General features: G+C 71.7%; 9 protein-coding genes. 7 read left to right on the top strand and 2 right to left on the bottom strand.

The window, feature by feature from the left end:
* Window positions 1–124 precede the first annotated feature (124 nt).
* Window positions 125–2,581, top strand: coding sequence for a RelA/SpoT family protein (locus ACFW1A_RS17750; protein WP_380410015.1), 2,457 nt, complete (start codon window positions 125–127; stop codon window positions 2,579–2,581).
* Window positions 2,582–2,648: 67 nt separating this feature from the next.
* Here the strand turns inward: ACFW1A_RS17750 and ACFW1A_RS17745 are convergent, their stop codons facing one another.
* Window positions 2,649–3,878 (bottom strand): DUF349 domain-containing protein, encoded by a 1,230-nt coding sequence (locus ACFW1A_RS17745; RefSeq protein WP_380410014.1) that lies wholly within the window; start codon window positions 3,876–3,878, stop codon window positions 2,649–2,651.
* A 227-nt stretch (window positions 3,879–4,105) separates the two neighbouring features.
* On the bottom strand, window positions 4,106–4,918 hold the full coding sequence (locus tag ACFW1A_RS17740; protein WP_380410013.1) for a peptidylprolyl isomerase: 813 nt from the start codon (window positions 4,916–4,918) through the stop codon (window positions 4,106–4,108).
* 263 nt (window positions 4,919–5,181) lie between these two features.
* On the opposite strand from ACFW1A_RS17740, the gene ACFW1A_RS17735 reads away from it, so the two are divergent.
* From ACFW1A_RS17735 to ACFW1A_RS17710, 6 genes are all read left to right on the top strand, one after another.
* On the top strand, window positions 5,182–5,889 hold the full coding sequence (locus ACFW1A_RS17735; protein ID WP_380410012.1) for an MBL fold metallo-hydrolase: 708 nt from the start codon (window positions 5,182–5,184) through the stop codon (window positions 5,887–5,889).
* A gap of 11 nt (window positions 5,890–5,900) precedes the next feature.
* Entirely contained in the window at window positions 5,901–7,163 is a 1,263-nt protein-coding gene (gene hisS / locus ACFW1A_RS17730; protein ID WP_380410011.1) for a histidine--tRNA ligase, read from the top strand.
* Window positions 7,160–8,956: an aspartate--tRNA ligase gene (aspS, locus tag ACFW1A_RS17725; protein WP_380410010.1), complete on the top strand. Its 1,797-nt coding sequence runs from the start codon at window positions 7,160–7,162 to the stop codon at window positions 8,954–8,956. Before hisS ends, aspS begins: the two co-directional genes overlap by 4 nt.
* Window positions 8,957–9,082: 126 nt before the next feature.
* On the top strand, window positions 9,083–9,661 hold the full coding sequence (locus ACFW1A_RS17720) for a Uma2 family endonuclease (protein ID WP_380410009.1): 579 nt from the start codon (window positions 9,083–9,085) through the stop codon (window positions 9,659–9,661).
* 68 nt (window positions 9,662–9,729) lie between these two features.
* On the top strand, window positions 9,730–10,554 hold the full coding sequence (gene ppk2 / locus ACFW1A_RS17715) for a polyphosphate kinase 2 (RefSeq protein ID WP_380410008.1): 825 nt from the start codon (window positions 9,730–9,732) through the stop codon (window positions 10,552–10,554).
* A 49-nt stretch (window positions 10,555–10,603) separates the two neighbouring features.
* Window positions 10,604–11,827: a serine/threonine-protein kinase gene (locus tag ACFW1A_RS17710; RefSeq protein ID WP_380410007.1), complete on the top strand. Its 1,224-nt coding sequence runs from the start codon at window positions 10,604–10,606 to the stop codon at window positions 11,825–11,827.
* The last annotated feature ends 36 nt before the right edge of the window (window positions 11,828–11,863 follow it).

The raw sequence follows: 11,863 nt of genomic DNA, 5'->3' as shown, positions 1-11,863 counted from the left end.
TTCCCGACACGGAGAGCGTTGACCGCGCACGCGTTCACCGCTCTCCGCATGTCACCCCTCCGGCAGCGGAACGCCGGGCGTTCCCGCTCGGTACGATGAAGGTTCATCCGGTGCGTACCGAGGAGTGCCCTTGCCCGACGAGGCCCAGCCCACGGCCACAGCGCCCACCAGCCAGACGCCGGGCGAGCCCGCGTCGTCCGGCAGCACCGGCGCGCGCCCCGCGACGCCGTCGGGCCTGGCCCGCGCGGTGGCCCCGGCGCTGCGCTCCGGCGCGTCCAGCGGCGGCATGCGGGCCCGGCTGGCCCGGTTCGGCGGCCAGCGCACCGCGGTGCTCAACCCGGTGCTGGAGCCGCTCTTCCGCAGCATCCGGGCCAACGACCCGAAGGCCGACCCGGTGCTGCTGCGCGACATCGAGCGGGCCTACACGGTGGCCGAGCGCTGGCACCGCGGCCAGAAGCGCAAGAGCGGCGACCCCTACATCACCCACCCGCTCGCGGTGGCCACCATCCTGGCCGAGCTCGGGATGGACGCGCCGACCCTGATGGCCGGCCTGCTGCACGACACCGTCGAGGACACCGACTACGGCCTGGAGACGCTGCGCCAGGACTTCGGCGACTCGGTGGCGCTGCTGGTGGACGGCGTCACCAAGCTGGACAAGGTCAAGTTCGGCGAGGCCGCGCAGGCGGAGACGGTCCGCAAGATGGTGGTCGCGATGGCCAAGGACCCCCGGGTCCTGGTGATCAAGCTGGCCGACCGGCTGCACAACATGCGCACCATGCGGTACCTCAAGCGGGAGAAGCAGGAGAAGAAGGCCCGCGAGACCCTGGAGATCTACGCCCCGCTGGCGCACCGGCTGGGCATGAACACCATCAAGTGGGAGCTGGAGGACCTGGCCTTCGCCATCCTCTACCCCAAGATGTACGACGAGATCGTGCGCCTGGTCGCCGAGCGCGCCCCGAAGCGGGACGAGTACCTGGCCACCGTGATCGACCAGGTCCAGCACGACCTGCGCGGGGCCCGGATCTCCGCCTCGGTCACCGGCCGGCCGAAGCACTACTACTCGGTCTACCAGAAGATGATCGTCCGTGGCCGCGACTTCGCCGAGATCTACGACCTGGTGGGCATCCGGGTCCTGGTCGACACGGTGCGCGACTGCTACGCGGCGCTCGGCACCATCCACGCGCGGTGGAACCCGGTCCCCGGCCGGTTCAAGGACTACATCGCGATGCCCAAGTTCAACATGTACCAGTCGCTGCACACCACGGTGATCGGTCCCGGGGGCAAGCCGGTCGAGCTGCAGATCCGCACCTTCGACATGCACCGCCGGGCCGAGTACGGCATCGCCGCGCACTGGAAGTACAAGCAGCGCGCGGTGGCCGGCGCCTCCAAGGTGCGCACCGACACCCCGACCCAGGTCCGCAAGGAGGACAAGGCCGGCGCGGTCAACGAGATGGCCTGGCTGCGCCAGCTGCTGGACTGGCAGAAGGAGACCGAGGACCCGAGCGAGTTCCTCGAGTCGCTGCGCTTCGACCTGTCCAACAACGAGGTCTTCGTCTTCACGCCCAAGGGCGACGTGATAGCACTGCCGGCCGGTGCGACCCCGGTCGACTTCGCCTTCGCGGTGCACACCGAGGTCGGCTTCCGGTGCATCGGCGCCCGGGTCAACGGGCGGCTGGTGCCGCTGGAGTCGACGCTGGAGAACGGCGACGCGGTCGAGGTCTTCACCTCCAAGGCGGAGGGCGCCGGCCCGTCCCGGGACTGGCTGACCTTCGTCAAGTCGCCGCGGGCCCGCAACAAGATCAAGGCCTGGTTCTCCAAGGAGCGCCGCGAGGAGGCGATCGAGCAGGGCAAGGACGCGATCGCCCGGGCGATGCGCAAGCAGGGCCTGCCGATCCAGCGGATCCTCACCGGCGACTCGCTGGTCACCCTCGCGCACGAGATGCGCTACCCCGACATCTCCTCGCTGTACGCGGCGATCGGCGAGGGGCACGTCTCGGCGCAGTCGATCGTGCAGAAGCTGGTCCAGGCGCTCGGCGGCGAGGAGGGCGCGACCGAGGAGTTCGCCGAGACCGCCACGGTGCCCGGCCACGAGAACCGCGCGCAGCGCCGGCGCCGGGCCAAGGGCGACCCGGGGATCATCGTCAAGGGCGTGGACGACGTCTGGGTCAAGCTGTCGCGGTGCTGCACCCCGGTGCCGGGCGACCCGATCGTCGGCTTCGTGACCCGCGGCAACGGGGTGTCGGTGCACCGCGCGGACTGCGTCAACGTGGACTCGCTGACCCAGCAGCCCGAGCGGATGATCGAGGTCGAGTGGGCGCCGACCCAGTCCTCGGTCTTCCTGGTGGCGATCCAGGTGGAGGCGCTGGACCGGTCCCGGCTGCTGTCCGACGTCACCCGGGTGCTGTCCGACCAGCACGTCAACATCCTGTCGGCCGCGGTGCAGACCTCGCGCGACCGGGTGGCGATGAGCCGGTTCACCTTCGAGATGGGCGACCCCAAGCACCTGGGCCACGTGCTCAAGGCGGTGCGCGGGGTGGAGGGCGTCTACGACGTCTACCGGGTCACCTCGGCCCGCAAGTAGCCCGGAGCAACGGGGAGGGCCCCACCGCCGCGGCGGTGGGGCCCTCCCCGTTCGTCCTGGCGGCGGGTCAGCCGCTGAACTCCTCCAGGCTCTTGAGCGCCTGGTCGAGCAGCGCCTGACGGCCCGCCAGCTCGCCCTCCAGCTTGGCGACCTTGCTCGCGTTGCCGGCCGCGCGCGCCTTGTCCAGCTCGCCCTGGAGCTTGTCCACGGCGGCCTGGAGCAGGCTGGTCATGCCGGTGGCACGGGCCTTGGCCTCCGGGTTGGACCGCTGCCACTCGGCGTCCTCGGCCTCGCGGATGGCCCGCTCGACCGTGTTCAGCCGACCGTCCAGCTTCGGCTTGGCGTCGCGCGGGACGTGGCCGATCGCCTCCCAGCGCTCGTTGATGTCGCGCAGCGCCGCCTTGGCCGCCTTCAGGTCGGTGATCGGCAGGATCGCCTCGGCCTCGGTGGCCAGCGCCTCCTTCAGCTTCTGGTTCGCGGACTGCTCCGCGTCCCGCTCGCTGAAGATCGCCGAACGGGCCTGGAAGAAGACGTCCTGGGCGCCGCGGAACCGCGCCCACAGCTCGTCCTCGGCGTCCCGCTGGGCCCGACCGGCGGCCTTCCACTGCGCCATCAGGTCGCGGTAGCGGGCCGCGGTGTCGCCCCACTCGGTGGAGCTGGAGAGCGCCTCGGCCTCGGTGACCAGCCGCTCCTTGACCGCCCGGGCGTGGTCGCGCTCGGCGTCCAGCTGGGCGAAGTGCGCCTTGCGGTGCTTGGAGAAGACCGAGCGGGCGTGCGAGAAGCGGTGCCACAGCTCGTCGTCGCTCTTGCGGTCGAGCCGGGGCAGGCCCTTCCAGGTGTCCACCAGGGCGCGCAGCCGGTCGCCGGCCTCCCGCCACTGGGTCGACTCGGCCAGCTGCTCGGCCTCGGTGACCAGCGCCTCCTTGGCGGTGCGGGTCTCGTCGGCCGCCTTGGCCCGGGCCGCCCGGCGCTCGACCTGGCGCGACTCGATCTCACCCGCGAGGGTGTCCAGCCGCTTGGCGAGGGCGTCCAGGTCGCCGACCGCGTGCGCCTCCACCACCTGGGCGCGCAGGTGGTCCAGCGCCGTCTGCGCGTCCTTGGCAGCCAGGTCGGTCTTGCGCACCCGGTGCTCGAGCAGGGCGATCTCGGCCGCCAGGCCCTGGTACTTGCGCTCGAAGTAGGCGAGGGCCTCGTCGGGAGAGCCCGCCTGCCAGGAACCGACGACGCGTTCGCCGTCGGCGGTCCTGACGTAGACGGTCCCCTGCTCGTCGACACGGCCCCACGGGTCGCTGCTCACAGCGCCTCCTCCACATGACGTGCCGCCGACCGCTCACGGCGCGGCGCACGTCGTCCACAGTTGAATGTGCGGCGGACCGATGGCCCGCCGTCCCCGCCCACCCGGTTCGCTGCCGAGGGTGACGGCTAGCGGGTCAGGGCACCCTACACAACAGCAACATAGGCGACCAGGCCCGGTGCTGTCCGCATCCGGGCCCGGCCAATTCGCGCGGCGGGCGCGGATGCCGCTCAGCTCTTGACGGTGGTGACCTTGTTCAGCACCACGGTCGCGTTCGGCGCACCGTCGCCCGGGCCGTTGGCGTCGTTCTCGCCGCCGCCGGCGATGTTGGTCAGCACGTCCAGGCCGCCGGTGATCTTGCCGAACGGGGTGTAGTTCGGCGGCAGCTGGGTGTCCTTGTAGACCAGGAAGAACTGGCTGCCGTTGGTGTTGGCACCGGAGTTGGCCATCGCCACGGTGCCCGCCGGGTAGGTGGCGCCGGTCAGGTTCTCGTCCTGGAACTTGTAGCCCGGGCTGCCGGAGCCGGTGGCGGTCGGGTCGCCGCACTGCAGGACGTAGATGCCCTGGGTGGTCAGGCGGTGGCACTTGGTGTGGTCGAAGTACTGCTCACCCGACAGGAAGTTGAACGAGTTGACGGTGTGCGGCGCCTTGGCCGCGTCCATGGTGAAGACCACCTGGCCGCAGCTGGTGTCCAGGGTGGCCGTGTAGGTCGCCTTGGCGTCGATCGTCATGGCCGGCTCGGTCTGCCACTGCTTCTTGTTCGGGGCACCGGCCTGCGGGGCGGTGCAGCCCTTGACGTCGACCGGGCTCGCGGAGGGGGCGGCCTGGGTGGGCGCGGCGTTGGCGGTGTCGCTCTTCTTGTCGTCGGACTTGAAGACACCGGTCGCGAAGGCGGTACCGCCGGCCACCACGACCAGGGCGACCGCACCGCCGATGACCGCGTTGCGGCGCTTGGCCCTGGACGCGGCCTCGACGCGGTTCTTCTGCTGCCGCTCGTACTTCTCGCGGGCGAGCTGCCGCCGCCGCTGTTCGCTGTTGACCACCGGGGTCTGTCTCCTCGTTCGCGCTGCACGCTGGGGTCGAATACGTGTCTCCGGCGGATCATCGCATCCACCGGCGGCCCAGTGTAAGGACCGGACGGCTAAGAAGACGGTGAGCGCTCCAGAAAAGCGGCCACGAACCACCCGCCGGTGCCCTCACCAGCAGCCCGTCCCCCGGCACGGTCCTATCCGGTTCGCAACCGGTGCCTTACCGCCGGTAGGCTGCGGGGAGGACCTCTTCCGCCCCGAGACTTCAAAGGACTGCCGTGTTCATCGCCGGATTTCCCGCCGGAGCCTGGGGCACCAACTGCTACCTGGTCGCGCCGGCCGCCGGCGAGGAGTGCGTGATCGTCGACCCCGGCCACCAGGCGACCGCCGGGGTCGAGGAGATGATCCGCGAGCACCGGCTCAAGCCGGTCGCGGTGGTGCTCACGCACGGTCACATCGACCACGTGGCCTCGGTGGTCCCGGTCTGCGGCGCCAAGGACGTGCCGGCCTACCTGCACCCCGAGGACCGGTTCATGCTGACCGATCCGGAGAAGGCGCTCGGCCGCTCGATCGGCGCGCAGCTGCTCGGCGAGCTGACCCTGGGCGAGCCCAGCGACCTGCGCGAGCTGACCGACGGCGCGGTGCTGCGGCTGGCCGGTCTGGAGCTGACCGTCGACCACGCGCCCGGCCATACCAAGGGGTCGGTGACCTTCCGGACGCCCGCCACCGAGGAGATCCCGCCGGTTCTCTTCTCGGGCGACCTGCTGTTCGCCGGCTCCATCGGGCGCACGGACTTCCCGGGCGGCAGCCACGAGGCGATCATGCGGTCGCTGGCCCGGGTCTGCCTGCCCCTCGACGACGCCACCGTGGTCCTGTCCGGCCACGGCAACCAGACCACCATCGGCCGCGAGCGTGCCACCAACCCCTACCTCCAGCAGGCCGCCGGGTTGGCCGAGGGCCCCGCGGCCCCGCGACGAGGAATGTGACGGAAGAGAAGTTGAGCACCTTCACCGCCCCCAAGGGCACCTACGACCTGCTGCCGCCCAGCTCCGCGACCTTCCTGGCGGTCCGTCAGGCGCTGGCCGCCCCGCTGCGCCGGGCCGGGTACGGCTACATCGAGACCCCGGTCTTCGAGGACACCAAGCTCTTCTCCCGCGGCGTCGGCGAGTCCACCGACATCGTCACCAAGGAGATGTTCACCCTCACCAAGCGCGGCTCCGAGGACCTGGCGCTGCGCCCCGAGGGCACCGCGTCGGTGGTCCGCGCGGTGCTCCAGGCCAACCTGCACAAGCAGGGGAACCTGCCGGTCAAGCTCTGGTACTCGGGCAACTTCTACCGCTACGAGCGCCCGCAGAAGGGCCGCTACCGGCAGTTCTCCCAGGTCGGCGCCGAGGCGCTGGGCGCCGAGGACCCGGCGCTGGACGCCGAGCTGATCATCCTGGCCGACGACGCGTTCCGCGCGCTCGGCCTGCGCGACTACCGGCTGCTGCTCAACAGCCTGGGCGACAAGCAGTGCCGCCCGGTCTACCGGGCCGCGCTGCAGGACTTCCTGCGCGGCCTCGACCTGGACGAGGACACCCGGCAGCGGGCCGAGATCAACCCGCTGCGGGTGCTGGACGACAAGCGCGAGGCGGTGCAGGCCCAGCTGACCGGGGCCCCGCTGCTGCGCGACTTCCTGTGCGAGGACTGCAAGGCCTACGACGAGCAGGTCCGCGCCCTGCTGACCGCCGCCGGGGTGGAGTTCGTCGACGACCCCAAGCTGGTCCGCGGCCTGGACTACTACACCCGCACCACCTTCGAGTTCGTGCACAACGGTCTGGGCGCGCAGTCCGCGATCGGCGGCGGCGGCCGCTACGACGGCCTGGCCGAGATGCTCGGCGGCCCCTCGCTGCCCTCGGTCGGCTGGGGCCTCGGCGTGGACCGGATCTACCTGGCCCTGGAGGCCGAGCAGATCACCCTGGACCTGCCCGCGGCCACCTCGGTGTACGCGGTGGCGCTCGGCGAGGAGGCCAAGAACCTGCTCTTCGCCAAGGTCACCGAGCTGCGCCGGGCCGGCGTGGCCACCGACCTGGCGTTCGGCGTCAAGGGCATCAAGAACGCCATGAAGTCCGCCGACCGCTCCGGCGCCCGGTTCGCGCTGATCGCGGGCGACCGCGACCTGGCCGAGGGCGTCGTGCAGTTGAAGGACATGACCACCGGCGAGCAGACCGCCGTCCCCCTCGACGCACTCGTCACCACCCTGAAGGAGAAGCAGCTGTGATCCGCACGCACGACGCGGGCACGCTCCGCGCGGAGCACGCCGGAGCGACCGTCACCCTGGCCGGCTGGGTCGCCCGCCGCCGCGACCACGGTGGCGTGGCCTTCATCGACCTGCGCGACGCCTCCGGCACCGTGCAGGTCGTGGTCCGCGACCTGGAGTCGGTGCACGGCCTGCGCGCCGAGTACTGCGTCAAGGTGGTCGGCGAGGTCCGGGTGCGCCCGGAGGGCAACGAGAACCCCGACATCGCCACCGGCGCCGTCGAGGTCGTGGTCAGCTCGATCGAGGTGCTCTCCGAGGCCGCGCCGCTGCCGTTCCAGGTGGCCGAGTACGAGCCGGGCACGGTCAACGAGGAGGTCCGGCTGCGCTACCGCTACCTGGACCTGCGCCGCGAGGGCCCGGCCAAGGCGCTGCGGCTGCGCTCGAAGGTCAACAACATCATCCGCCGGGTGATGGAGGAGAACGACTTCCTCGACATCGAGACCCCGTACCTGACCCGCTCCACCCCCGAGGGCGCCCGCGACTTCCTGGTCCCGGTCCGCCTGCAGCCGGGGCACTGGTACGCGCTGCCGCAGTCCCCGCAGCTGTTCAAGCAGCTGCTGATGGTGGCCGGCATGGAGCGGTACTACCAGATCGCCCGCTGCTTCCGCGACGAGGACTTCCGCGCCGACCGGCAGCCGGAGTTCACCCAGCTGGACATCGAGGCCTCGTTCGTCGACCAGGAGGACATCCTGGCCCTCGGCGAGAAGATCGTCGGTGCCGTCTGGCGCGAGGTGCACGGGTACGAGCTGCCCAACCCGCTGCCGCGGCTGTCCTACGCGGACGCGATGTCCCGGTACGGCTCGGACAAGCCGGACGTGCGGTTCGGCCAGGAGCTGGCCGACCTCACCGAGTACTTCAAGGGCACCGAGTTCCGGGTCTTCCAGGCGCCGTACGTCGGCGCCGTGGTGATGCCGGGCGGCGCCTCGCAGCCGCGCAAGCAGCTGGACGCCTGGCAGGACTGGGCCAAGGCGCGCGGCGCCCGCGGCCTGGCCTACGTGCTGATCGACGAGGAGACCGGCGAGCTGCGCGGCCCGGTGGCCAAGAACCTCTCCGAGGAGCACCTGGCCGGCCTGGCCGCCGCCGCCGGCGCCAAGAACGGCGACGCGATCTTCTTCGCGGCCGGCAAGCGGACCGCCTCGCAGGAGCTGCTGGGCGCCGCCCGCCTGGAGATCGGCCGCCGCTGCGACCTGATCGACGAGTCGCAGTGGGCCTTCCTCTGGGTGGTCGACTTCCCGATGTTCGAGCCGATCGAGGACGAGAAGGGCGAGTTCCAGGGCTGGCACGCGGTGCACCACCCGTTCACCGCGCCCACCGCCGAGTCGCTGGCCAGCTTCGACACCGACCCGGGCAGCGCGCTCTCCAACGCCTATGACCTGGTGCTCAACGGCTCCGAGCTGGGCGGCGGTTCGATCCGTATCCACCAGCGCGACGTGCAGAAGCGCGCCTTCGAGGCGATCGGCCTGTCCGAGGAGGAGGCGGCCTCGCAGTTCGGCTTCCTGCTGGACGCCTTCAACTACGGCCCGCCGCCGCACGGCGGGGTGGCCTTCGGCCTGGACCGGATCGTCACGCTGCTCGGCGGCTACGACACCATCCGGGACGTCATCGCCTTCCCGAAGACCTCCACCGGCGGTGACCCGCTGACCGGTGCGCCGACGCCGATCACCGCGGCCCAGCGCAAGGAGGCCGGCGTGGACGCCACCCCCAAGAGCGAGGCCAAGGCCGAGGCCGAGGCCAAGGCGGCCACCGAGGGCTGACCCCGGCGCGCTCCGACTCCTGACGGTGCTGTCCTGTCCTACCGTGACGGGACAGCACCGTCACTCGTTCGCCGTAGTGCCGGGCGGCGGAGAACGCGGGCAGGTGCTGGAGGAGGTGGCAGGGCCGTGAGCGCTGAGGCCGTCGAGCAGCACAGCGGGCCCTGGACGTTGGAGGACGTCCTGGCTCTGCCCGAGGACTCCCACCACCGGATCGAACTGGTCGGCGGGGCGCTGTTGATGAGTCCCAACCCCGCTGTCCCGCACCAGCGCGCCAGCTACTGCCTGTACGCGTTCCTGGAGGCCGCCGTCGAGGCAGCCGGAGCGCCGTACGAGGTACTGGGGGCCGTCAACGTCGTCGTCCCGGACGGCCTGCTCCTCCCCGATCTGGTCATCGCCGACGCCCGAGCGGTCGAGAAGGCCGGCCTGACCCTGAGCGCGCACGACGTCGCCGTGGTGATCGAGATCGCCTCGCTGTCCACCCGGGTCAGTGACAAGCGGCTCAAGCCCTCGTTGTACGCCGCCGCAGGCATTCCGCACTACTGGCGGGTCGAGTTCGACCCGGCCCCGCGGTTCCACCTCGGCCGCCTGGAGAGCGGTACCTACCAGGACCGCCTAGTCCAGGTGGGCGAGCGCGCGGTGCTGGACGATCCGTTCGCGCTGGAACTCGACCCGGCGATGCTGCTGCGGGGCCGAGCCGCCGGGTGACGGGCGGAAGCCGGTGATCCGGCCTAACCTGAGGGATCATCAGCACCCGTCCTCCGGAGGCGCGCCCCGTGACCGAACTGCCCCGACTCGACAAGAAGAGCTACGAGAGCGAGCTGCTCCGGCTGCAGCACGAGCTGGTCAAGCTGCAGGAGTGGGTGCGGGTCGAGGGGGTGCGGCTCGTGGTGGTGTTCGAGGGGCGGGACGCGGCCGGGAAGGGCGGGGCGATCAAGCGGGTCACCGAGTTCCTCAATCCCCGGCTGGCCCGGATCGTCGCGCTGCCCGCGCCCACCGAGCGCCAGCGCGGCCAGTGGTACTTCCAGCGGTACGTCGAGCAGTTGCCGGCCGCCGGGGAGATCGTGCTGTTCGACCGCAGCTGGTACAACCGCGCCGGGGTGGAGCGGGTGATGGGGTTCTGCAGCGAGGAGGAGTACTGGCAGTTCCTGCACCAGTGCCCGACCTTCGAGCGGATGCTCATCGAGGCCGGGACCGAGCTGCGCAAGTACTGGTTCTCGGTCAGCGACGTGGAGCAGGAGCAGCGCTTCCGGGCCCGGCTGGGCGACCCGATGAAGCGCTGGAAGCTCTCCCCGATGGACACCGAGTCGATCAGCCGGTGGGAGGACTACTCCCGGGCCAAGGACGAGATGTTCCTGCACACCGACGTCCCCGAGTCGCCCTGGTACGTGGTGGAGAGCGACGACAAGCGGCGGGCCCGGATCAACATGATCGCGCACCTGCTCTCCACGCTGCCCTACCGCGACGTGACCAAGCCGCCGGTGGCGCTGCCGGCCCGGCCGCCGGCCACGGGGTACCGGCGGCCGCCGCGCGACCTGCAGACGTACGTGCCGGACCACGCGGCGGAGCTGGCAGAGCGGGCGGCGCGACGGGACCGGTGATCCGGCCTGTGCCATGATGGCGCGTCAGCTGCAGCTCGGGGGAGGGCGAATGAAGCCGCTGGAGCCGGGCGACCCGGCGACGGTCGGGCCGTACCAGGTGCTGCGCCGACTGGGCGCGGGCGGGATGGGCCAGGTCTACCTGGGGCGCAGCCCGGGCGGGCGCTTCGTGGCGATCAAGCGGATCCTGACCAGGATCGCGAGCCAGCCCGAGTTCCGGAAGCGGTTCCAGCGCGAGGTGGCCGCGGTCCAACGGGTCGGCGAGGAGTGGACGGCAGCGGTGCTGGACGCGGACACCGAGTCCGCGGAACCGTGGGTGGCGACGGCCTACATCACGGGCCTGACGCTGCAGGAGGCCGTGACGCAGTTCGGGCCGCTCAGCGAGCAGGGCGTGCGGGCGCTGGCCGCCGGGCTGGCGGAGTCGCTGGCCTGGGTGCACGCCCGCGGCCTGGTCCACCGGGACATCAAGCCCTCCAACGTGATGCTCTCCGCGGAGGGGCCGCGCCTGATCGACTTCGGCATCGCGCGCGCACTGGACGGCAGTGCCACCGCCGGGCTGACCAGGACCGGCTACGCGATCGGCACGCTCTCGTACATGTCGCCGGAGCAGCACCGCGCCGATCCGGTGGGCCCCGCGTCGGACCTCTTCCAGCTCGGCGCGGTGATGGTCTTCGCGGCCACCGGGCGCGATCCGTTCCGCGGGCAGAGCGAGTACGTGCTGACGCAGAACGTGGTGCAGGGCGAGCCCGACCTCGGGGAGCTGGGGGGCGAACTGCGCGCCATCGCGCTGAGCTGCCTGCAGAAGGAGGCGGAGCTGCGCCCGGCACCGGAGCGGTTGGCGGCGGTGCTCGCGCCGCAGGGCTCGGCCGTGCTGCTGGAGCAGGAGTGGCTGGGGGCGCGGCTGCTGCAGCGGCTGCTGCGGGAGGCGAGCGAGCTGATCAACCTGGACTCGCAGGCGCCGGTGCTCGGGACCCAGCGGCTCGGCCCGGCACGGGAGGCGCCGGCGGACGCCCGGCCCGGGTCCCCGGTGCCGCCCGGGTACGCGCCGACGGCGACGTACGTCCCGGCGGCGCCGCCCGGCCACGCCCCGGCACCCGCCGTCCCGGCCCGCGCCCCGCAGCCGGCCTTCGCCGCGCCGTACGACCGGTACGAGAGGTACGACAGGCCCGCCGAGCCCGAGAGCGAGGGCCGGCTCTGGTTCAACCTGGTGGGCTCGGTGCTGCTGATGTCGGGGTTCGTCGGGCTGCTGATCTTCGGGTTCTACCAGCTCGGCTGACCCCGCTCGGTCCACCCCGCCCGCTCGGCCCCGCCC

Origin of the sequence: Kitasatospora sp. NPDC058965, assembly GCF_042741245.1 — a bacterium.
GTDB lineage: Bacteria > Actinomycetota > Actinomycetes > Streptomycetales > Streptomycetaceae > Kitasatospora.
This window is presented reverse-complemented; position numbering and strand designations above follow the sequence as displayed.